11 protein-coding genes are annotated in these 22852 nt (G+C 74.1%); 4 read left to right on the top strand and 7 right to left on the bottom strand.

Going from position 1 to position 22852, the window contains the following annotated elements; genetic code table 11:
- Positions 1–20 precede the first annotated feature (20 nt).
- The 4 genes from AB0389_RS01385 to AB0389_RS01370 all read right to left on the bottom strand — a co-directional run bounded on the left by AB0389_RS01385 (position 21) and on the right by AB0389_RS01370 (position 15451).
- The gene (locus tag AB0389_RS01385) at positions 21–6581 is read right to left on the bottom strand and encodes a beta-ketoacyl synthase N-terminal-like domain-containing protein (RefSeq protein ID WP_366393231.1); all 6561 of its coding nucleotides are present in this window, start codon (positions 6579–6581) and stop codon (positions 21–23) included.
- A gap of 15 nt (positions 6582–6596) precedes the next feature.
- Positions 6597–12611, bottom strand: a complete 6015-nt coding sequence (locus AB0389_RS01380) for an SDR family NAD(P)-dependent oxidoreductase (RefSeq protein ID WP_366393230.1) — start codon at positions 12609–12611, stop codon at positions 6597–6599.
- A 56-nt stretch (positions 12612–12667) separates the two neighbouring features.
- The gene (locus AB0389_RS01375; protein ID WP_366393432.1) at positions 12668–14251 is read right to left on the bottom strand and encodes a PfaD family polyunsaturated fatty acid/polyketide biosynthesis protein; all 1584 of its coding nucleotides are present in this window, start codon (positions 14249–14251) and stop codon (positions 12668–12670) included.
- Between the two features lie 78 nt (positions 14252–14329).
- A complete protein-coding gene (locus tag AB0389_RS01370) occupies positions 14330–15451 on the bottom strand; it encodes an NAD-dependent epimerase/dehydratase family protein (protein ID WP_366393229.1) in 1122 nt (373 codons plus the stop codon).
- 409 nt (positions 15452–15860) lie between these two features.
- On the opposite strand from AB0389_RS01370, the gene AB0389_RS01365 reads away from it, so the two are divergent.
- Positions 15861–17201, top strand: coding sequence for a wax ester/triacylglycerol synthase domain-containing protein (locus tag AB0389_RS01365; protein WP_366393228.1), 1341 nt, complete (start codon positions 15861–15863; stop codon positions 17199–17201).
- Positions 17202–17277: 76 nt separating this feature from the next.
- Here AB0389_RS01365 and AB0389_RS01360 read toward each other — a convergent pair whose 3' ends face one another.
- From AB0389_RS01360 to AB0389_RS01350, 3 genes are all read right to left on the bottom strand, one after another.
- Positions 17278–18033 (bottom strand): NPP1 family protein, encoded by a 756-nt coding sequence (locus tag AB0389_RS01360; RefSeq protein ID WP_366393227.1) that lies wholly within the window; start codon positions 18031–18033, stop codon positions 17278–17280.
- 166 nt (positions 18034–18199) lie between these two features.
- Positions 18200–18427, bottom strand: coding sequence for a hypothetical protein (locus AB0389_RS01355; RefSeq protein WP_366393226.1), 228 nt, complete (start codon positions 18425–18427; stop codon positions 18200–18202).
- 133 nt (positions 18428–18560) lie between these two features.
- Entirely contained in the window at positions 18561–19490 is a 930-nt protein-coding gene (locus AB0389_RS01350) for an NADP-dependent oxidoreductase (RefSeq protein ID WP_366393431.1), read from the bottom strand.
- A gap of 204 nt (positions 19491–19694) precedes the next feature.
- On the opposite strand from AB0389_RS01350, the gene AB0389_RS01345 reads away from it, so the two are divergent.
- The 3 genes from AB0389_RS01345 to AB0389_RS01335 all read left to right on the top strand — a co-directional run bounded on the left by AB0389_RS01345 (position 19695) and on the right by AB0389_RS01335 (position 22834).
- The gene (locus AB0389_RS01345; protein WP_366393225.1) at positions 19695–20792 is read left to right on the top strand and encodes a helix-turn-helix domain-containing protein; all 1098 of its coding nucleotides are present in this window, start codon (positions 19695–19697) and stop codon (positions 20790–20792) included.
- A 126-nt stretch (positions 20793–20918) separates the two neighbouring features.
- Complete coding sequence (locus tag AB0389_RS01340) at positions 20919–21836, top strand: ribokinase (RefSeq protein ID WP_366393224.1); 918 nt, start codon at positions 20919–20921, stop codon at positions 21834–21836.
- Positions 21833–22834: an ABC transporter permease gene (locus tag AB0389_RS01335; protein WP_366393223.1), complete on the top strand. Its 1002-nt coding sequence runs from the start codon at positions 21833–21835 to the stop codon at positions 22832–22834. Before AB0389_RS01340 ends, AB0389_RS01335 begins: the two co-directional genes overlap by 4 nt.
- Positions 22835–22852 lie beyond the last annotated feature (18 nt).

Here is a 22852-nt window from a genome sequence, read left to right as displayed (position 1 = left end):
CAACCGTATCGCCAACCCGGTCACCGGGGAGCCGGAGCGGTGTCGGAGACCACGCGCACGCCCAGGCCGCGCACCCGGTAGATGCACGTGTCGTCACCCCACAGCGACGCGTCCGCGACCGCGTAAGGGCCCCGCGCGTCCGTACCGGACTCGACGATGTCCATGTCCACCCGGATCAGCCGGCTCGCCGGGGTGATCTGGCCGCGGTACGTCCAGACCGTCTCGCGGCCGGGCAGCACCGGCTCGAACCTGGGGTGCGGGACACCCTCGGCGGCGCCGCGTTCGAGCAGGTGGTACTGGAGCAGCTGGCACATGGCCTCCAGCCCCAGTGACCCCGGCTGCACCGGGTCCTGGAAGAAGTGCGCGCGGAAGAACCACTCGCCCGGGTCCACGTCCTTCTCCGACCGCAGCCGGCCGAGCCCCGCGCGGCCCCCGGCCGGCCAGAAGCCGGTGATCCGGTCGAGCATCAGCAGCATCGGGCCCGGCAGCCGCGGCTGCCCCGCGCAGTACCGGGCGGGGCGCCCGGTCAGATCGACCGCCCGGCCGCAGGGCTCGTCGAGCCGGGCCCGCTCCTCGGCCGGCACCGCCAGGCCCGGCTGATGGGCGAAGGAGGACGGCGGGAAGTAACCGAAGACCGTGGAGAGTTCGCACAGCGGCACGCCGTCGGCCGTGCACGTCACCCGGAAGGACTCGATGATCATGTCCCCGCCGCGGGAGATCCGGGTCAGTACGGCACGGGTGCGGACCGTGCCCGTCGCCGGGGTGACCTCACCGCTGACCGTCCCCGTCCCGTCGAGGTTGCGGAACAGCAGGTCGGCGCCGGTGGTCAGCGCGCTGCCCACGTACGAGGCCAGCCACCCGCAGGGTTGCAGCGCGATCTCCATGAGCACGGCGAACGGCATCGTACGGCCGCCGCTCTGCTCGAAGTACCAGGCCCGCGCGGGTACGTCGTACTCCGAGACGACCTCGCTGCCCTCCCGCATACCGCCCTGAGGTCCGTCCACCGAGACGATCCGGCTCATGAAGTGGTACGGAGGCCCCGGCAGCCGCGCGACCCCGCGGGTGCCGTCGAACGGCTCGTACACGGCGCCGAACGCCTCGCTCGGTCGGCCCCAGGCGCCCGCCAGCAGCGAGGCGTAGCCGAAGGGGAAGCCGTCGGCGGCCGTCGCCACGGGCTTCTCCTCCCGGTGCCCGGTCAGCCCGCCGAGGAGGGAAAGCGGTACGGGCGTACCGTCGGCCATGACGGCGGGCGGGCCCGAACGCCGCCAGTGCGACAGCGGCCAGTCGGGTACGAGCCGCAGCGCCACATCGCGGCCCAGGAACGCCTTCGCCCCGTCCACCGAGCCCAGCACATCGGCGTGGAGCGTGGGCATGGGGCCGGCCGAGACACCGCGCACGAACACCTCGTACACGACCCGCCGTCCCGACGGGGTGGCCTGGCCCCGGCACATCGTCCGGCTGGGCCTGCCGTCGACCGGCTCGAAGCGCCAGCCGTCCCGGTCCACGGTGAAGCCCATGGCCGCCAGATAGAACGCCATCGCCTGGAGACCGCCCTGGAGCATCAGCGTGCCCGGCATACAGGGGTCGTTCTTGAAGTGCCCCGCGAAGAACCAGTCGTCCGGCGACAGCGGGGTCTCGGCCCGCAGATAGCCGCGCCCCCACGGTCCGCCCGCCGGGTCGAACGCGGTCACCTCGTGGATCATCCGCAGCCGGCCGCCGTCGAGCCCCGGGGAGCGGACATGGGCCGCCGTCGCCTCCCAGCCGGGCCCGAAGCAGTCCGCGGGACGGCCCGCGACCAGGGCCGACACCCGCTCCGCGCCGAACCGGGTCAGCGCGCAGCGCACGGCGGGCGGGTCGAGCGGCAGATCGTCACCGGGCGGGCGCTCGGCGGGATCCCACCGCACCCCGCCACCGCCTGACAGCTCCTGCGGAGTGAAGAACCCGGCCTGGCCCTCGCGGACGCTCAGCCGCAGTACGCCGTCCACGAAGCAGTCGTAGTGGAAGAAGGCCAGCCGGACACCGTCGTGCTCCGCGTGGCCGTCGACGTGGATCTCGTAGCGCAGGACGTCTCCCGCAGTCGGCGGGCCGCCGTGGTACGTCACCTCGCAGCCGAGCAGCCGGTAGGCGCGCTCGCCCCGGTTGAGGAGATCCGCGCCCAGCCAGCTGAGCAGGAGCAGGTCCGCCTGGCCCGCCTCGATCAGCACACCGGCCGGCACCCGGCCGGTGGAGTCCAGATACCAGCTGTCCGGCAGGACATCGGTCTCGGTCCAGATCGTCCCGTCGGTGCGTACGGGGCCGGGAGCGGCGAGCGCCGCCGGTACCGCGTCGATGCCGGTGACCCGGTCCGCGAAGAGCATGGGCGGCTCGGGCATCCGGGTCTGCACCGCGTACGCGTCCTGCTCGGCGAACCGGGGGCCGAACAGCGCGGAGATCTCCCCGGAGGCGAGGTACTCCAGCTGGGCGCGGTCGAACTTCGGCCCCGGACGGAGTGGTTGGGTACCTGAGAGTACGGGGGCGGGCGCGGTTGCGATCTTTGGCCGCCGCTCCGGACGTACGGGGTGGGCGGGAGCCCCGCCCACCGTCAGCGCGGTGACGGCGAGGGCCGAGACCCGCAGGAACCGCCGGTGGGCCTCGGTGTGTACGGCCATGACCTCCCGGTGGAGCGCGGCCACCCGCAGACTCTGCCGGGCGACCGCGGCACGGACCCCCGCCACCGGGGCGGCCGGCCGAGCCGCCTCCCGATCCGGCACCGGCGCCAGCTCCGGGGCCCGGGGCAGGGTCACGGCGGCCGGTGCCACGGCCGGTTCCGGGGCCGCCTCGACGGCCGCTGCCACGAGCGGCAGATACGGAGTCGTGGGTACGGGGATGCTGACGGTGGGCCCCGGGCGCGGAACCTCGGTGGCGGCGTCCGCGAGCCGTGCGAACAGCTCGTCGGCGCGTACCGGCACCCCGGCGACGACGAGTTCGGCGACCGCGAGGCACAGCTGCCGCAGCCCGGTGTCGCCCGGGGTGTCCAGCGCGACGGCCACATGCTCCCGGTCCCCGAGCACCCGCTTGACCCAGCCGGTGCACAGCTTGCGCGGCCCGTGCTCCACGAAGACGCGCACACCGTCGGCCCAGGCCCGCTCGACGGTGGCCGCGAAGTCGATCGTGTTCAGCCCCTGCGCGGTGAGCGCCTCGGCGGCCCGTTCGGCCGTCGGCCGGTACGGCTGTCCGGTGGCCCCGCTGTAGAACCGCACCCCGGGCACATCGACGGTGGGACGGTGGTGCGCCGCACGCCACACCTCTTGAACCTCCGCCAACTCCGGTGCGTGAGCGGCCAGTTCATAGTCCAGCTCGATCGCGCGGTCGGCGCCGATCCGGGCCACGACGGCCGCGCACGCGCCGGACTCGCCGCCGATGACGCAGACCCCGGGCGCGTTCACCGCCATCAGATGGACCGCTACCTCGCCGGCCAGCTCCGAACGGACCACGTCCAAAGGCGCGTTGACGAGACAGGTGGCCCAGCGGGAGCCCCGGACGCCCAGCCGCGCCCAGTGGCGCCTGACCGCCCGGAGCTCACCGGTCAGCTCCGTGGTGAACAGCCCGCTGGCCAGGGTCGCGTCGTACAGTCCCGAGGCGTCCGGCCAGGCCCCCAGGGCGACCAGCGCGGCCGACTCGCCCGAGGAGTACCCGACCGCGGCGTCCGGCCGCAGCCCGAGCACATCCCGGGTGAACACGGTGTGGACGACGGCGAGTTCGGCGGCGGCCCAGATCCGGCCCAGCACACCCCGCTCCGTCCGGGAGCGCAGCCGCGTGCCGATCGCCCGGTGCCCGGCCCTGACGGCCTCGCCGAGGGACGGCAGCGCGAGCATCAGCTCATGGCCCATCCCCGGGTACGCGGCCGAGCCGTTGGTGTAGACGAACGCCGTCTGCCCCGTGACCGGCCTGTCCCGGTACAGCACATCCGCCGGACGGATCCCGCCGTCGGCCAGCCAGCTGCGGGCGGCCTCCGTGCGGCCGGGGAGCGCGGCGTCGTCGTCCACCACGAGCGCCAGCCGGGCCGGGCCGGCATCGGACCGCGTACCGGAGTCCAGCGCCGCCAGCACCTCCCCGCGGTCGGCCCCGGAGAAGACGTGCAGGCGGGGAGCCCGGCCGCGCAGCCACGGCCGGGCGTCCCCCGCGCGCAGCCGGACGCTCGCGACGGGGCCCTCCACCGGGGTCACCGCGGCCTTCGCGGTGTGCGCGACGGCCCCGGTGTCCGCGGGCCCGCCCGGCCGCGGTACCGCGCGGTGCTGGAGCGCGAGCGCGGCGACCGCGACGGAGACCAGCCCGTACGCGGCGTGCGCGCGGCCGAAGGACGACGCCGGGTCGAACACCGTGTCGGGTCCGTCCCCGACGACCATGTCGGGCACGTCGGCCGGGACAGCGGTGGCGGTCGGGGCGGCGGCGGCCTCGTCGAGCAGGGCGATGACGGTGTCGCCGTCCCTGCGGGCGGTGTCCAGGGACTTGAGGACCAGGACGACGGCGGCGTCCCCCGGCTCGCTCGCCCGCCCCAGCTCCCGCAGTGCGGCCCGGTGGACCACCTCGTGGGAGAGATCGGTGGCACCGACGAGCGCGGCGTCCGCCTCTCCCGACCGGACGGCCCGGGCCGCGACCTCCAGCGCCACCAGACCGGACGCCTCCTCCGCCGACACCGCGAAACTCGCTCCGGCCAGGTCGAGTTGGGTGCTGACACGGTTCGCCACCAGGTTCGGCATGCTGCCCACGACCGCCTCCGAGGTCATGGGCCCCACGAAGGCGTCCCCGGCGTGGTCCCCGGCCGGCTGAGCGGCGGCCGGCCCGGCCTGCTCCAGCCAGTACGGAACCCGCCACCGTGCCCCCGCCCGGGCCACCTCCGGGTCCGCCCCCATACCGATGACCACCATGGTCCGCTCGCGGGGCAGGGACACCGTCCGCACCGCCTCCCGGGCCGCCTCCAGCACCAGCAGCTGATGGCGTACGGTCCGGCTCAGGGCGAGCGGCGGAAAGCACAGGTCCGTCAGCTCCACGGCGATCTCCGTGGCGGGCCCGCGCCGTTCGCCGCCCAGCACCGCCCGGCGGAAGTCCTCGGTGCAGGTCCCGTCGCCGACCCGGGCGCCCAGAGCGACGATCGCCACCGGGGCCGGCGCGGTCGCGGGGGCGGTCGAGGTCGCGGCCGCGGTCGAGGTTGCGGGTGCGGTCACGGTCGCGGTCACGGGCGACACCGGGCGCGCCGGGGAGCGTACGGCGGAGACCGGGGCGCAGTCCGGGAGGTCCACGATCAGATGGGCGTTGGTCCCGCCGAACCCGAACGCGCTCACCGCAGCCCGGCGCGGCCCCGGCCACGGCTCCGGCGCGGTCAGCACCCGCAACGGCGTACCCGCCAGCGCGTCCAGCGGGCGTTCGGCACCGAGCGTCGCCGGGCGGATTCCCGTACGCAGCGCGCCGAGCACCTTCAGCAGCCCCGCCACGCCCGCCGAGGCCAGCAGGTGCCCGACGTTCGACTTCGCAGAACCGATGGGCAGATCGGCACAGGCCCCGAAGACCCGCGCCATGGCGCGCGCCTCCACCGCGTCCCCGACCGGCGTCCCCGTCGCATGGCACTCGACGAGCGACACACTCCCGGGCACGAGGCCCGCCGCGTCGTACGCCAGCCGCATGGCCCGTACCTGGCCGTCCTCCGCCGGACTGATCAGCCCGGCGCCGCGCCCGTCGTTGGACAGCCCGGCACCGCGGATCACACCGAGCACGGGCAGCCCCGAGGCGCGCGCCTCGGACAGCCGCGTCAGGGCGACGAACCCGGCGCCCTCGCCGTGCACCAGCCCGTCCGCGTCCCGGTGGAAGGGCCGGCTGCGCCCCGTACGGCTCGTCGCGGACAGCCCGCAGAACCCCACGTGCAGATAGAGGGGATCGGCCCGGCTCACCGCCCCGGCCACCATCAGGTCCGCCGTACCGTCGTGCAGCCGGTCGCACGCCAGCTTGATCGCGTACAGCGAGGAGGCGCAGGCGGCGTCGAGGGACCACGCCCCCGCGCCGAGTCCGAGCGCCCGGGCCGCGAGGTGGGCCGGGAGCCCGGACGAGAAGCGGTTACGGGCGTCGGGCCGCGTCCGGCGCTCGCCCGTCAGCAGGGCGTCACGGACCGGGGGGCGCTGCGCGGAGAGCCAGACGTGCTCGGCGAAGGCCGCCCCCAGAGGCGTGGGGTACGACAGATTTCCCAGCACCAGCCCCGCGCGCGGCAGCGGGCCCTCGCGGCCCGCCTCCACGAGGGCCTGGCGGACGCCGTACATGACCCAGTGGAAGAGCGGATCCAGCGACAGGATCCGCTCCGGCGCGATCCGGAAGACGCTCGGGTCGAAGACGGACTCGAACCCCCTGACGTACCCGCCGACATCGGAGTACGTGCGGTCGAGATGGTCGTCGACGGGGCCCATGGCCCAGCGTCGAGGCAGCCGCCACCGGCCCTCGGGGACGGTGGACAGGCTGCTGCGGCCCGCTGCGATGTTGTCCCAGAACGTGTCGGGATCGAGAGCGCCGGGCAGCACACAGCCCCGGCCGACGACGGCGATCGGTTCGAAATCCATGCGCGTCTCACTTGCCTAGGAGGGACGGCTGACGAGTTCCACACCGAGCAGTTCCAGCCGGACCGCCCCGTCGGCGTCGATCAGCGCCGCGTCGCAGCGCGCTCCCGTGCTGTGCGTCTTCCGGCCCCGCACCACACACCGCACGGTGCCGTCCACCGGCCCGCGCCGGTGCACCCTGCACTCCGCGACGGCCATCGGCAGCGTCGCCGCGCCGGTGGCGTTCCGCGCCCAGAGCAGGGCGAGTTGGAGCGCCCCGTCCATGGCGGCCGGATCCAGCGGCCAGCGTTCCCCCGGCCACCCCAGGGCGCGCAGGCCCTCGACGGTCGCCTCGGCGCCGTGCGCGGAGACACCGCGCAGGGTGCGGACGGACCGGAACCGGGTGCCGTGGAAGAGGAGTTCTCCGTCGTAGAGCGCGGCGCGGTCCACCTGCTCCGCACTCTCCACACCGTCCGCACCGGCCAGGACGTCCGGGCTGCTCCAGGTGGCCGGATCCGGCTCCGCGCCCCCGGTGCCCAGGACGGCCCGGAAGTGTGCCACACCGTCCGCGCCCCGCAGCTCCGTCTCCAACTCCGTCTCCAGCTCCGGCGCCGAACCGGGCGCGCCCCGGCCGGCGCGCACGGTGAGTCGGTGGCCCTCGCCGGTCAGCTCCGGCAGGGCGAACTTCCTGTACACCCGGAGATCGCGCAGGACGAGCGGCCCGGTATCCGGCCGCCAGGCGGTGGCGGCCCCGGCGAACCAGTTCAGGACCATCGCCACGGGCAGCACGGGAACCCCGGCGAGCGCGTGGTCGGCCAGATACGGCATGGTGTCCGCCCGGACCAGCAGCTGTGCCGGGGGAGGATCACCGGCGGGGGACAGGGCCGCCGGATCGTCCCCGGCCGCCAGCACGGCCCGCGCCTCGCCGGCCGTCCCGTCCAACTCGGCGGTGAAGGCGGCGGCGCCCTGCTCCAGGGGGATGAGCGGAACCCCGGACCGGCCGAAGTGCCCGGCCAGAGCGGGTGTGACCATGCCGCCCTGCCAGGGGCCCCAGGCGATACACCGCACCAGAGCGCCGGGGCGGCGCGCCTGCTCGGCGGAGGCCACCTGGCCCAGGATCTCGTTCGCCATGGCGTAGTCGCTCTGCCCGGCGTTGCCGTACACGGCGGCCACCGAGGAGAAGAGGCAGATCACCTCCAGCGGATCCTCCGCCGTCGCGTCCAGCAGCGCGCGCAGCGCGTCCACCTTGGTGGACATCACGTGCTCGACCTGCGCGTCGGTCTTGTCGGCGATCCGGCTGTCGGCCAGGACCCCCGCGCCGTGCACGATGCCGGTGACCGGGCCCCATGTCTCGCGTACGTCGCGCAGCACGGCGGCGAGGGCCTCGCCGTCGCGGGCGTCGACCGGGACGTACCGGACGGGAGAGCCCGCCGCCTCCAGTGCCGCCAGAGTCGCCCGTACCTCACGCGCGGCCAGGATCTCCCGTGCCCGCACCGCGATCCGGGCGGGCGAGGAGTCCGCCGGGGAGTGCTCCGGGGCGCGCTCCGCGAGCAGCCGGACGAGGGCCGGCTCGTCGTGGGCCGACGCCAGCCCGGCGGGTTCGGGGACCGGCGCCGTCCTGCCGAGCAGCACGATCCGCGGACGGTGTGTCCTGGCCAGGTCCAGCAGCGCGGCGGCGGTCACCCCGCGCGCCCCGCCCGTCGCCACGATCACCGACGCGGAGGTGATCCGCCGCGCGGCGGCGGGTGTGACGTGCGCGGGCACCGCCCGCAGGGTGACGCGGGTACCGTCCGCGCGGAGACCGGCCTCCGCGGCGGGGCCGCCTTCGAGCAGTTCCCCTACGATCGCCTCCGCGACCGCCTCGTCGTCCCGGCCGTCCCGCTCGCAGTCGACGGCCTTGACCGAGGATCCTGGCCACTCCTTCGCCGCGGTTCTGACCAGCCCGGCGACCCCGCCCAGCCACGCGCGGTCGGCCGCCCGGCCGCCGAGCCCGAAGTCGCCCCCGGTGTCCTGCACGGTCACGAACAACCCATGCGTACCTGCTCCTTGGGCCGACACATGGGCCGCCACGGAACGCGCCGCGCGGAACACCGACCGGTGGACCTCCCGTGCCTCGTCCGGCGTACCGCGCCCGGTCAACGCGCCGAGGTGGACGACACCACGCGCGTCCTCGGGCACCTCGGCGACGGCGGTCGCGTCCACGCCGCGCTCCGCCAGCTTCCGCGCGACGAGGCCGGTGAGCCCGTCGCCGTCGGGGCCCTCGCCGGTCACCAGGACCGGCCCGTCCAGGAGCCCGGCCATCGCCAGGCCGGCCGCCGGCGACTCCACCGCGCGCGGCGCCAGCCTGGTCAGCGCCGGCTCCTTCGGGACCTCGGGTGCCTTGTGTGTCTGGGGGACCGGGGCACCCGCCGTATCGGGAACCTCGGGACTGGTGGCGGTGGTGAGCGCCTCGACGATCTCGCGCAGTGTGCGGAGCTTGCCCAGCCGGCCGACGTCCCCCGCCGCGACATCGCCCACCTGCCGCCGTACCGCCGACAGGATCTCGACCCGCTTGATGGAGTCGACCCCCAGATCCGCCTCCAGCTCCATGTCCATGCCGAGCATCTCCGTTGGATAGCCGGTGAGTTGGGCCACCACGGAGAGCAGCGCCTCCTCCAGCTCCGCCGCCGGCGCGGGGGCGTCGGCGGCCGGTTCCGGCGGGGGCGTCCGGTCGGGTGTCGGTACGGGTACGGGGACCTCCACCGCGGCCGGTGCCACGGGCACCGGAGCCCGACGTGGCGACGGAGGGCGGGGGAGCGGCAGTGGTGCCAGGGGAGCCGGGGCCGGGGGCGGTACCGGGGTGTCGATCACCCCGTCGGCGTCCTGCTCCGCGCCGTTGTGCCTTCCCCGTACCCCGAGCATCGCGGTCAGGGTCGTCTCGGTCATCCGCAGAAACGCGATATGACTGTCCGTCAGCATGCGCTGACAGGCCGCGTGGGCCTCCGTCGTCTGCCGCTGCACGCTCTCGACCGCGGTGTACCAGTCGGCGTCGTGGGCGGGCTCCGGGGCGTCGGCGGTCGCCGTCTCGTACATCGGTGGCTCCGGTGTGTGGTGGGGAGTGGGGGTGAAGGCGGGCACGGGATCCGCCACGGTGTCGGGAACGGGAACGGGAGCAGGCGCGGGAATGGGAACGGGCACGGGGTCGGGATCCCGCACAGACGCGGGCAAGGGCGGCCCGGCGGCCCCGGCTCCGGCGCCGGGCGGGTAGAGCCGGCCGTAGTTGGCTCCGCCGATCCGCACGGTCATCCGGGGCCGGTCCTCCTTCACCGGCGCCGGCGTTCCGGACGCCTCGTACGGCGCCCAGAGCGGGTCGAGATCGAGGGGCACACCGCGTACGGCGAGCTCGCCGAGGGCGGTGTGCAAGGTGCTGATCCCGGACCGGCCAGGCCGGTCCAGCGGTACGGCCGCGTGCGTACGGTCGCCGAGGATCTGCCCGACCAGGCCGGTCAGCGCGGTGCCCGGGCCCACCTCGACAAAGGTCCGCACCCCCGCCGCGTACATCGCCTCGATCTGGTCCTGGAAGAGCACGGGCGAGGCGAGGTGACCGGCGATCCGGCGGCGTACCTCGTCGGGCGAGGCCGGGTACGGGGCCGCGTCCGCGTTGCCGTACACCTCGATCCGGGGCTCCGAGAGCGGGACCGTGCGCAGGAACGCGGCGAGCGGCTCGCAGGCCGGGGCGACCAGCGGGCTGTGGAAAGCGGTCGAGGTGGTCAGCCGGTGGGTGCCGACGCGCTCGTCCGCGAACACCTTCTCGGCGCGCGCGACTGCCTCCGCCGTCCCGGAAAGCACCGTCTGGAGAGGGGAGTTGTGGTTGGCGGGCCAGAGGTTGCCGAGTCCGCCACCGGCCAGCACCGCCGCCACGCGCGCGCGGTCCGTCGCCACGGCGAGCATCGCGCCGGGCGCGGTGGCCGCGTCCCGCATCAGCTCGCCGCGCCTGCGGGCCAGGGTGACCAGCGACCGGCCGTCCAGGACACCCGCGCAGTGCAGTGCCACCAGCTCACCGAAGCTGTGGCCCGCCACGCAGTCCGGCCGCAGCCCCAGGGACCGCACCACCTCCAGCAGCGCGAGCGCGTGCACCGCGAGCGCGGGCTGCGCCCACTCGGTGGCGGCCAGGGACGCCTGCCGGCCGGCGCGCTCCTCGTCGGTGAAGGCGGGCGGCGGGAACACCACCCGGTGCAGCGGGGGCCCGTCGGACCCGGTGCCGCCCAGCTCGTCCCACACCCGCTGGGCGGTTGGCGACAGCATGGCCAGACCGGCGCCCATCCCGACGTACTGGGACCCCTGTCCCGGGAACAGGAAGCCGATCCGGCCGGGCTCGGGCGCCCCGGCGGCGTACCGAGCGCCCGTCGGTGCCGAGAACGCCGTGCCGGGCCGCTGCCGGATCAGTGCGAGCGCCCGCGCGTATCTCTCCCGCAGCTCCTCGACGCCGGTGGCGACGACGGCCAGCCGCACCGGGTCCGTGGGCGAGAACGCGCGGTGGCTCTCCCGCGCGAGCGCGGCCAGCGAACGGCCGCCGCCGGTGTCCGGCGGCACCAGATCGGACGGCGACGCGCCACTGAACAGGACGAGTTCGTCCGGCGCGCCGCGATGGCGCGGTGCCACCCGGCCGGGGGTGCCCGAGGGCACGTACTCCTCCAGTGTGACGTGGAAGTTGCTGCCCCCGAAGCCGAAGCCCGACACCGAGGCCCGGCGCGGATGCCCGGCGGGCCGTACCCAGGGGCGGGCCTCGGTGTTGACGTAGAACGGACCGTCGGGCGCGGCTGCCGCCGGATGCGGCCGGTCGACCTTGATGGTCGGCGGCAGCACCTGGTGACGCAGGGCCATGACGGCCTTGAGCAGCCCCGCCGCGCCCGCCGCGCACTTGGTGTGGCCGATCTGCGACTTGACCGAGCCGATCGCGCACCACTGCCCGTCCGTACGCCCCGACGCTCCGAACACCTCGTTCAGCGCCGTGAGTTCGGCGGTGTCCCCGGCCTCGGTCCCGGTGCCGTGCGCCTCGACCAGCTCCACCGTCTGTGGACCGTAGCCCGCCTCCTCGTAGGCGCGTCGCAGGGCCCGCGCCTGCCCGCCGGCCAGCGGCGCGTAGATCCCCGGACTCCGGCCGTCGGACGAGGAGCCGATGCCCCGGATCACCGCGTGGACGGTGTCGCCGTCCCGCTCGGCGTCGGACAGCCGCTTCAGGGCGTACATGACGACGGCTTCGCCGAGCATCGTGCCGTCCGCCGCGTCCGACAGCGGACGGCAGTCACCGCTGCGCGACAGCGCGGGCGTCTTGGAGAAGGACAGGAACATGCCGATGCCGTTGTCGGTGTCCACACCACCGCTGATCACCAGATCGGCCCGGCCGAGCGCCAGCTCGCCGACCGCGGTGGACAGCGCGGCCAGGGAGCTGGCACAGGCGGCGTCGGTGGTGTGGTTGGTGCCGTGCAGATCGAAGCGGTGGGCGATCCGGCCCGCGACGACATTGCCGAGCACCCCGGGGAAGGTCGACTCCCGCCACGGTGTGTAGTGCGCCGCGATACGGTCGCACACGGCGCCCGCCTCGGCCTCGGTGAGACCGCTCTCCCGCAGCGCCTTCCGCCACACGGGGCGTTCGGTGCGACCGTACATGTGCGGAAGCAGTTCCAGGGCGGCCACTCCGAGGACGACACCGACCCGGTCCCGGTCCATGCCCGCCAGACCGCCGGCATCGTTGAGCACCTGGTCGGCCACCAGCAGGGCGAGCAGCTGCGAGGTGTCCGTCGAGGACAGGTTGGTGGGCGGCACACCGTACGTCATCGGGTCGAAGTCGACGTCGGGCAGGAACGCGCCCCGCCGGGCATACGTCTTGTCCGGGGCGGCCGGGTCCGGATCGTAGTGGTCCGCCACCAGCCAGCGGGAGGGCGGCACTTCGGTCATCATGTCCCGTCCGCCGGTCACGATCCGCCAGTAGCCGGCCGCGTCCGTCGCGCCGGGCACAAGGGCGCCGGCGCCGACCACGGCGACGGGCACCTGGCGAGGGGTGGAGGCGGTCACGGTCTCTCCTCGGGATCGGGCGGAGGGCGCTGACGCCTCCGGGGCACCGGAGGCGCTCATGCCAGCGCGCACGGCGTGTAGGTGAACGCGTCGGACGGCAACGGAACGCCGTAGGTGCGCAGTTGATGGGCGCGGGTGAGTACCGCGGCGCCTTCGAGCAGGTTGAGCGCGATCTGTGTCACGGACCGGTTCGCGGGATCGGCCAGGAAGGTGCCCGCGGCCCACCGGTTGAACGCGCCCATCGCGGGACCGCACCAGATCTGGAAATCGGCGCGCCTGGCCGCCTCGCCGGTGATCGCCCACCGGCTCGAACTCCCCAGGTACCAGCGGAAGACCAGGGCCATCCGGTGCTTCGGGTCGGCCTCGGCCCGGGTGATCTCGGCGGGATCGCGCGCCTCCCAGAACGCGACGGTGCGCCGCCAGATCTCGTCGAAGGAGGCGCGCAGCACATCCCGTTCGATCGGGGCGCGCACCGCGGGCGGGATCTCCTCCAGCGAACCGTGTGCCCGGTACGCCGCGTGGAGCCGGCCGGCCCGCTGGGCGAACATCGTTCCCCGGGACAGGACTTGGAGCTGGACGCCCAGCTCGAACATGTCCGCGGCCGGCGCCATGGTCACATCGGCGATGTCCGCCGCGCAGAGCATCGCCTTGGCCTCGTCGGACAGTCCCGCCTCGGTGGCCGTCTGGTTCACCGATCCGACGACCACGTACGACGCGCCGAGGGCGAAGGCGGCGGCCACCGCGTCCGGTGTGCCCAGCCCGCCGGCCGCGCCGACCCGGACCGCCCGGCGGTAGCCGAACCGCCGGCACAGTGTGTCGCGCAGCGCGGCGATCCTCGGCAGCAGGACCGACAGCGGCCGGTTGTCGGTGTGCCCTCCGCTGTCGGCCTCGACGGTGATGTCCTCGGCCACCGGAACGCACGACGCGAGTTCCGCCTCCCGGGGCGTCAACTCCCCCTGCGTGACGAGCCGGTCAAGCAGCGCGGCCGGGGCGGGCGAGAGGAACCGCTCGGCCACCTCGGGGCGGGAGACCTTGGCGAGCAGCCGCGTACGCCGGACGATCCCGCCGTCCGCGCCCCGGCGCAGCCCCCGGGCCGCGCACAGCACGACGGCCGGCGTCAGCTCCATGAACGCCGACGCCGAGATCCGGGGCACCTCACGGCTCAGCAGCAGCTTGGCGACGCGGAACTCCAGCTCGGGTTCGGCCGGTGAGTGGATGAGGTTCACACCCCAGTTCGCGTGGGAGCGCAGCTCGTCCGCCAGTGTGTGCACGGCCCGCTCCACGTCGGCGTACGCCAGGCCGCCGGCGCCGAAGAACCCGAGCATCTCCGCACGGGCCATCGCGGACACCATCCGGGTGGTCGCGATGCCGTTCGCCATCTCGCCCGCGACATAGGGGAACCGGACGCCGTGGGCCTCGCAGAAGGTGCGTCCGCCGAGCCACTCGGGGTACAGCGGCGGCAGCGTACCGAGCACCGGGCCGCCGGGCACGGGGCCGGTCGCGAGCCCCAGCTCACGGCCGTCGGGACCGCTGACGACATGGACGGGTTCCCGGACGATCCGGGCGACGGCGGCGATTCCCTCGGGGGAGAAGACCGGCGGGGACGCGGCGGGGGAGTCGGGAGCGGCGAGGACGGACACGGAGGGCTCCAGCGGAAGAGGCGGCGGGTCGCACAGCTGCACAGGCACTCAGGTACTCAGGACATGTCTGACGGTCACTCAGAAGTGCGGGGTGGAAGGTGAGTCGGCGGACGGCGCGGCCAGTCCGGACCAGAGATAGCCGAGGTCCACCCGGTCGGAGGCCGCCGACGGCCCGAGCAGGGTTCTGACCCGGGTGTCGTCGAAGCGCCGCCGGTGGGCGAGATAGGCCGTCAGCCCCGGGTAGAACTTCAGCACGGACTCCAGCGGCGACGGATCGTCCGGCTCCGTGGCGACCAGCTCGATGGAGACCGGCCCCAGCCGTTCCAGCAGGGTCACGACGGTCGGTACGGGTACGTCGCGGTCATGGACGACGTGGTACGTGTCGACCCCGCCCGAGGGCGTCCGGCCGGCGAGGCGCACCATGATCTCGGCCGCGTGCTCCACCTGTATCAGGTTCAGCCGGCCGTGCCGATGTCCCACCAGCCGGACACGGGGGCGGCCGTCGCGGTCCGGGCTCCCGGGGCGGGCGGTGTGGCGTGCCTCGCGCATGATCCGCTCGACGACCTGGAGCGGGTGCGGGGGCAGCTCCGGGTGCGGCGGCAGATCCGTGACCAGAATGCTCGGCCGCAGCACCACGACCGGCCGGGTGTGCTCCCGGGACCACGCGTGGATCAGCTTCTCCGCCTCGTACTTGGAGTGTTCGTACGCGTTCTCGAAGCCGTACGTGTCGTTCAGTTCGTCCTCGTACGCGACGCCCTCGCGCCTGCCCCCGGCCACGAAAGCGGTGCTCACGTGGTGGACCAGGGGCCGGCCGCGTCCGGCTGCCGCCAACTCCAGTACGTGCCGGGTGCCTTCGAGGTTGGTCCGGCGCAGCTCCGGGAGGTCTCCCTCCAGGTTGATACTGCCCGCGCTGTGCCAGATCGCGCCGAGACCGTCGGCCAGCTCCCGGAAGACGCTCTCCGGGAGACCCAGCCGGGGCTGCTCCAACTCGGTCTCCACCACCCGCAGCCGGTCGGCGAGTCCGGCGGTGAACGCCTCGGGCGCGCCCGTCAGTTCGAAGAACCGGGTGATGCGGCGCAGCGCGTCGCCCGAGCCCGCGTGCACCAGGACCGTCACCGATCGGTGCGTGGCGAGCAGACGACGTAACAGGCGCAGTCCGAGGAATCCGGTGGCGCCGGTGAGGGCGACATGCACGACCATGCCTCCAAGGGCTTCGAAAGGGACGGGACCACGACCGCGCGACGAGGGCGGGCCGTCGTCGGCGCGTGGCTGCCGGGGCGTTTCGGCAGCGCGGAAGCTCTCAGGACCTCCCCCCGGGGCCGGTGACCGTTGACGCACCGCACACAGTGTCAGAAGGCGGGCGGTGGAGGGGGTCCCGATTCCCCGCACTCACCTGAACGGAGTACCCGCGCCACGGTTCACCCGTACGGACGTGGCGGACGTGACGGATGTGGCCTCTGCTGTACGGACGGCCAGCGGCTATGTCCTCCTTTCGAGTGGATCCACGGGCACCGGCCGGCACGCGGCCCCGAGGGGCGCGACACTCGCCCCGCCACCGGCACCTGCCCCCGTCCTCGGCCCGTCCACCGGCACGAACTGGAGTTCTTCGATGCCCGAGTCCGTCCCGTCAGCCCCGTTGTCGCCCCCGCCCGTTCCCCCGCCGCGCCACCCCGCCCACGCGCTCGACCGCGCGTTCCTCGGCATGGAACGCCGCCGCCCCGACGTCCGCTGGGACGCCGGGGGTGTGGCGTATCTGAGCGGTCCGCCCCCGAGCCTGGCGGATCTCCGTGCGTACGTGGGATTCCGCCTGCCGCACCTGCCCCTGCAGACGAGCCGGGTCGAGGGCGGCCCGGGGCGCCCCTGGTGGCGGCCGGACGCGGACTTCTCCGTCGGCCGGCATGTCCACGAGGTGGTGGCGGACGGCCCCGGCGGTTGGGACGCCGCCCTGCACACCGCGCTCAACACGCCGTTCGCGCCCGGCGCCTACTGGGGCGTCTGGCTGCTCCACGGCCACGCGTCCGACCAGTACGCGGTGTGTTACCGCTTCCGTCATGTCTGCCAGGACGGTGCGGCCGCCGCGATGACCTTCCGGACCATGCTGGGGGAGGGGGAGCCCTCGGCCCGCCCGGTGCCGGCGAAGGGCCGCCGGGCCGAGCTGCCGCGACGGGTGGGCATGGCCGTCGCCCTGGCCGCGAGGTTCGCGTCCCGCCCCCTCGTCGCCCGTGGCCCCCGTCGGGCCGCCCCGTTCGTACCCACGGGCGAGAAACGCCTGTGGCGCGGCCGGGTACCGGCGGGAGACCTCCGCCGGATCGGCGCGGCGCACGGCGGCTCGGCCCACGACGTCCATCTGGCGGCGCTCGCCGGGACGTTGGCGGCCTGGTCGGCGCGGTCGGGCGTACCGCTCCCGCGCGTGACGGCGCTGGTACCCGTCGACGCGCGTCGCCCCGACGAGGACCAGACCTGGGGCAACCGCTGTTTCGCCCTGCCGCTGGAGCTGCCCGTACGGACGGCCCCGAAGGGCACGGCCGCGTCGCCGCTGTGGCGGCTGGACCGCGTCATCGCGAGGACCCGGAAGCTGCGGGGCGAGACCTGGCGGCAGGCCATTCAGGACCTGGTCCGGTTCATGCCGGACCGCCCGACCGAGTGGTACATGCGACGGGTGATCTCCCCACGGGTCACCGACGTCATGGCCACGTCCATGCCCCTCGCCGAGAAGGGCAGCCTGGGGGAGACCCGGGTGACGGGAACTGCCCTGCTCCCGCTGCTCGTGCCCGGACATCTCTTCGGGGTGGGACTGTCCTTCTTCGACACCTGGGCCGAGGTGTCCTTCGTGGCCGACCGGGCCCTTCCCCACGGGGAGTCGCTGCCGGAGCTGTGGACGCGGGCCGTGGCCGAACTGGCGGAGACCCGGACGGGGCAGGACGGTGCCGCGCGAGGCCCCGGCCGCTGAACCCGGGCTGAGGCGGGGCGCGTTCACCGACGGCCGAGGATGGGCGGCGCCGCCGCACCACCCTCGGCGCCGCCGGTCAGGCGTTGGGGTCGAAGGAGATGCCGGAGGGCATGGCCTTGGTGAGGTGGGCCGCGAAGTTGGCGTCCTTGAGGCCGAAGTTCGCGCTGCCGAAGTCGTACGCGCTCAGCTTGTCGCGCAGACCGGCCGGGTAGCCGTTCCAGCCGACCAGGGCCGGGAACTGCCAGGTGTGGTAGGCGTTCTCCGGCGGCTCGTCGTTCGCGTTCGCGAGCCGGAAGGTGTGGGTGCTCAGGCCGTCCTTGTGGTAGACGATCTTGGGGTGCGTACCGTCCCAGCGGACGGCACTGGCGGCATGGACGGTGAAGCTGCCGTGGTTGGAAGTGGCGACGTACTTCGCCTGGTCGTTCTGCACCCAGACCGCGACGTGCTCCCAGTCGTGCCGGTGGCCGCCGATCGTCGCCTGGTCCTTCTCGAAGTAGAGACCGTAGAGGATCACACACCAGCCGTTGTTGCACTTCTCGCGCGCGTAGCCGTTGGTGTTGTCGAGGTCCGAGACGTCGTGGCACTCGCCGCTCGGCGAACCGGACGGATTGAGACCGCCGTTGACGGTGCCGTCGGGGCCGATGGCGGGGGTGGGGTAGCACCCGTCGGTGTCGTAGTCGTACGCCGGCTGCCACTTCTGTTCCAGCGCGTCCGCGTTGGCGGGCAGGGACGCGGGCGGGGCGGCCAGGGCGCTGCCGGGGAGAGCGACGACCAGCGCGACCGAGCTGACAAGGACGAGCGAGGCCCGGCGTATGCGCGTACTTCTCTGCACAGAGTCCTCCTGAAGGACCGCGAGGGGTGGGGGGAGCGGTTGCTTCGCGTGCGGGGCCCACTCTCGCCCGACCGGTTGAGCAACTCAAGCGCTTGTGGTGTCGCGGGAGTGAAAAATCAACGAACTGGCCTGCGTGGCGAGTTGCGCAAGCGCGCTCGGGCCCGGTTCAGGCGCCCGGCGGCCCGAAGAGGACCTGGGACGCGGTGTCCCACTCCCGGACCAGGCCGGTGGTGTCCGGGTCGCGCAGCCACTGCAGCTCCAAGCCGTCCATCGTCGCCAGTATCTGCCGGGCCAGCGACCGCGGCTGGTCGGTGACGGTCGCGGCCAGGGCAACGGCTACGTGCCCATGCTCCGCGCCGTGACGGAGGCGATCCGCCGCGGTGACACGGAGCACGCGTGGCACCCGCTCCGGGGCACCGTCGACGTCTTCGAGATGCTCGACAGCATTCGCTCCGCCTTGCTGTCCTCCCGGCCACACGCGCCCGTACGCCCTGGGAGGCCCGGGGCCGTCCCCGGCCCGTCCCACCTCAGCGCACGGTGATGACCAGCTTGCCCGTGGTGCGGCCCGTCTCGCCCTGGGCGTGGGCCCGCGCGCCCTCGGCGAGGGGGAAGGTGCCGGAGACATGGGCGCGGAGCCTGCCCCGCTCGACGAGGTCGGCGATGGCCCGCATCCCGGCGTGGTCGTGCTCGACGATCAGGGTGACGGCGCGGACCCGGGCCTTCTCCGCCGCGGCCGGGGTGTCCTCGGCGCCCGGCAGCAGGGAGACGAGGACACCGCCGGGGCGGAGCACGCCCACGGAACGGGTGGCGTTCTCCCCGCCGAGGGCGTCGAGGACGACGTCGTACGGCTCCTCGGTGTCGGTGAAGTCCTCGGAGCGGTGGTCGACGCAGACGTCCGCGCCGAGTTCGCGCAGGAATCCGTGCTTGGGGGCGCTCGCCGTCCCGGTGACGTGCGCGCCGCGCTCCTTGGCGATCTGTACGGCGAGATGGCCGACACCGCCGGCCGCGGCGTGGATCAGCACGCGCTGCCCGGCCCGGAGGTCCGCGGTCTCCACGAGGGCCTGCCGGGCGGTGAGCGCGGCCAGCGGCAGAGCGGCGGCCTGGACGTGGTCGATCCCGGCGGGCTTGGCGGCGAAGGCGCGGGTGGGGCCGGTCACGTACTCGGCGTGGGAACCGGCGCCGTACGGGTAGGGCAGCATGCCGAACACCTCGTCGCCGGGCCGGAAGAGGGTGACGCCGAAGCCGGTCTCCACCACGGTGCCGGAGACGTCCCAGCCGAGGGTCAGCGGCGGGGGCGGCAGGAAGATGCTCAGGGCGCGGTGCTTGAAGTCCGTGGGATTGAGCCCCGCCGCGTGCACGGCGACGAGGATCTCCCCGGGGCCGGGCGCGGGCCGCGGCAGCTCGGTCAGCCGCAGGACCTCGGGGCCGCCGAGGGCCGTCTGGTGCAGGGCGAGCATCACGGGGCGCCCGTCGGGGGCGGTGGTGCGGTCCGGGGCGGTGGTGCGGTCCGGGGAGTCCGAGGCGGCCGTCGGGGCCGGGGTGCCGGGATTCTCGGGGGTGTCCGTGTGCGCGCGGGTGTCCGTCGAAGTCATGCCTCGATCCTGACGCGTACGGTCGGCCCGGACGATGGCGAGAAGGTCATCCTCCGATACATTCCTGCCATGCCCCCCACCCCTGCCGCCGGCCCCGCGCCCGCCACCCCCTCCCGGGCCCGTGACCTCGCCGACCGCGCGGCCGAAATCGACCGCCGGCTGTGCCCGGACCAGCGGGCCGGTGCCCACAAGGTCGTCGTTCTCGCCCTCGACGGCGTCTACCCCTTCGAACTCGGCATCCCGCACCGGGTCCTGGGCTCCGCCGACGGCCGCTACGAGGTGCTGTCCGCGAGTGTGGACGGGCGGTCCGTACGTACCGATTCGGACCTGACCGTCACCCCGGGGCACGGTCCCGAGGTGCTGGCCGGGGCGGACACCGTGGTGATCCCGCCGTACGCGATCTCGCCCGCCTCGGCCGCCGCCCCGGATCCCCGGGCTCTCGCCGCCCTGTCCCGGGTACGCCCCGGCACGCGCCTGGTGTCCATCTGCACCGGCGCTTTCCTGCTGGCCGCGGCCGGCCTGCTGGACGGGCGCCGGGCCACCACCCACTGGGCGCTCGCCGACTACTTCCAGGAGCTGTTCCCCCGGGTCGAGCTGGACGCCGGTGTGCTCTTCGTCGACCACGGAGATGTGCTGACCTCCGCCGGGGCGGCGAGCGGTGTCGACGTCTGCCTGCATCTGGTGCGCCAGGACCACGGCAGCGAGGTGGCCAACCAGGTCGCCCGCCGCTGTGTCGTGCCGCCGTACCGGGACGGCGGGCAGGCGCAGTACATCGAACGGCCGCTGCCCCCGGCGGGCGGAACCGGCACCGGGCCGACCCGCGACTGGGCTGAGCAGCGGCTGGAACTGCCGCTGTCGCTCGATGAGTTGGCCGCACACGCGGCGATGAGCACCCGTACCTTCGCCCGGCGCTTCCGCGAGGAGACCGGTCTGAGCCCCGGCCGCTGGCTGACTCAGCAGCGGCTGCGGCGGGCACGGCACCTGCTGGAGTCCAGCGACCTGCCGGTGGAGCGCGTCGCCCACGAGGTCGGCTTCGCCACCGCCACCTCGCTGCGGCGGCACCTCGCTGCGGAGGCCGGGGTCGCCCCGTCGGCGTACCGGCGCACCTTCCGCGCCACGGGTCCGGGCGGTGGCGCGGGCGCGGGCGACGGCCCGGGAGCGCCGTAGCCGCACGGCGGGCGCCGGAATTCACCTCGAAAAATTCACCTCGGCGTCACCTATTGACTAGGGACATCCCTGTACCTACGCTCCGGGTTGTTCATAGTTGTCCCCATACAAGGGTGCGGTGTGTCGATGAAGATCGCTGTTGTCGGAAGTTACGGGGCCGGCCTCACCATGCGAGTGCCCAGGTCGCCCGAGGCGGGTGAGACCGTCTCGGGCGGTGTGTTCCAGCCCGGCCCCGGTGGCAAGGGAAGCAACCAGGCCATCGGCGCCGCCAGGCTGGGCGCCGAGGTCTCCCTGCTGACCGCCGTGGGCGACGACGACTTCGGACGCGCCGCCCGCGCGCTGTGGCGGTCCGAGGGGGTCGGCGCCGCGCACGTACTGACGGCGCGGGCGCCCACCATGGTCGGCTTCATCCTGGTCGAGCCGTCCGGGGAGAACCGCATCGCCATCGCGCCCGGCGCACTGGACGAGCTGGACGCCGCCGCCGTCGCGGCCTTCGAGCCGGAGATCGCCTCGGCCGACATCCTGGTGGTCTCCATGGAGATCCCCGAGGAGGCCGTCGCCGCCGCCCTGCGCGCGGGCCGCCGGACCGGGACCAGGACCCTGCTCAACCCCGCGCCCGCCCGGCCGCTGCCGGCGGACCTCTGGCCGCTCATCGACGTGATCACCCCGAACCAGACCGAGGCCCCCGTCCTGCTGGGCCTCGGCGCCGGACACGGACTCGGGGACGAGGAGCTGGTCACGGCCCTGCGGGACCGTACCGGAGGCGCCGCCGTCCTCACCCGCGGCGGCGGGGGAGCACTGGTCGCGCGGCCGGCCGGGGTGACGGCCGTCCCTCCGTACCCGGCCGAGGCCGTCGTCGACACCACCGGCGCCGGGGACTCCTTCACCGCCGCGCTCGCCGTCGCCCTGGCCGAGGGCCACGACCTGGACCGGGCGGTCGGGTTCGCCGCCGCCGCGGGCTCCCACACCGTGACCATCGCCGGGGTCGTTCCCGCCCTGCCCACCAGAGACCAGCTGAACGCCCGGATTGGAATCACCCGATGACCTCGATCACCACACCGGCGAGGGCGATCCCGCTCCCGCTGCGCAGACTGCTCCACGCCCGCGAGTCCGGGGTCTTCGCGGCCCTCGTCGCGCTCTTCGTCCTGGGCGTCGTGCTCTCACCGAGCTTCGCCCAGTCCGACAACCTGCTCTCGGTCGGCCAGCAGATCGCCCAGATCGGCATCATGGCCGCCGGTGTGACCTTCGTGATCCTCAACGGTGAGATCGACCTGTCCGTCGGCTCCATCTACGCGCTGTCGGCGATCTCCACCGGGATGCTGATCTCGAACGGCTGGAGCTGGCCCCTGGCGATGCTCGCGGGGCTCGTCGTGGGGGTGCTGGCCGGGCTGCTCAACGGGCTGGCCGTCGTCGTCCTCGGTGTGCCGTCGTTCATCGTCACCCTCGGCACCCTCAGTGTCTTCCGCGGCCTCGCCCTGCTCATCTCCGACGGCGCCCCCATCTCCCTCAGCTCCTCCCAGCCGGGCGTCGCCGAATTCAACCTGCTGGGGCAGGGCGAGCTGTTCGGCCTGATACCGATGCAGTTCGTCATCTTCGCCGTCGTCGCCGCCATCGGTGTGGTGCTCCTGTCCCGCTCGCGCTTCGGCTTCAACACCTACGCAGTCGGTGGCAACCAGGAAGCCGCCCGCCTCGTCGGTGTCAACGTCAAGCGGGTCAAACTGACCGCGTTCGTCCTCTCCGGATTCACCGCGGCCCTCGCGGGCGTACTCGGCCTCTCGTTCCTCTCCTACGTCCAGGGCGTCACCGGGCAGGGCATGGAACTCACCGTGATCTCCGCGGTCATCATCGGCGGCGCGGCCCTCTTCGGCGGCTCCGGCACGATGTGGGGCACCGTCATCGGCGTCGCCTTCATCGGACTGCTCCAGAACATCCTCAACATCAAGGGGATCTCGTCCTTCTGGCAGACCGTCGTCACCGGCCTGGTGATCGTCGCCGCCGTCGCGGCCGACACCTGGCAGCGCCGGCGCAAGACCCGCGCCTGACCCCGCCCCCTCAGCCAG

The sequence above is a fragment of the Streptomyces sp. NPDC093109 genome, from assembly GCF_040701725.1.
In the GTDB taxonomy this organism is placed as follows: Bacteria; Actinomycetota; Actinomycetes; order Streptomycetales; family Streptomycetaceae; genus Streptomyces.
The sequence above is the reverse complement of the archived record's forward strand: the minus strand, read 5'-3'. Positions and strand labels throughout refer to the sequence as shown.

What these genes read in the sequence shown, in the direction of transcription:
- AB0389_RS01385 (WP_366393231.1), bottom strand. Translation starts at nt 6,581, where the DNA reads ATGGATTTCGAACCGATCGCCGTCGTCGGCCGGGGCTGTGTGCTGCCC.
- AB0389_RS01370 (WP_366393229.1), bottom strand. Translation starts at nt 15,451, where the DNA reads ATGGTCGTGCATGTCGCCCTCACCGGCGCCACCGGATTCCTCGGACTG.
- AB0389_RS01365 (WP_366393228.1), top strand. Translation starts at nt 15,861, where the DNA reads ATGCCCGAGTCCGTCCCGTCAGCCCCGTTGTCGCCCCCGCCCGTTCCC.
- AB0389_RS01350 (WP_366393431.1), bottom strand. Translation starts at nt 19,490, where the DNA reads ATGCTCGCCCTGCACCAGACGGCCCTCGGCGGCCCCGAGGTCCTGCGG.
- AB0389_RS01345 (WP_366393225.1), top strand. Translation starts at nt 19,695, where the DNA reads ATGCCCCCCACCCCTGCCGCCGGCCCCGCGCCCGCCACCCCCTCCCGG.
- AB0389_RS01340 (WP_366393224.1), top strand. Translation starts at nt 20,919, where the DNA reads ATGAAGATCGCTGTTGTCGGAAGTTACGGGGCCGGCCTCACCATGCGA.
- AB0389_RS01335 (WP_366393223.1), top strand. Translation starts at nt 21,833, where the DNA reads ATGACCTCGATCACCACACCGGCGAGGGCGATCCCGCTCCCGCTGCGC.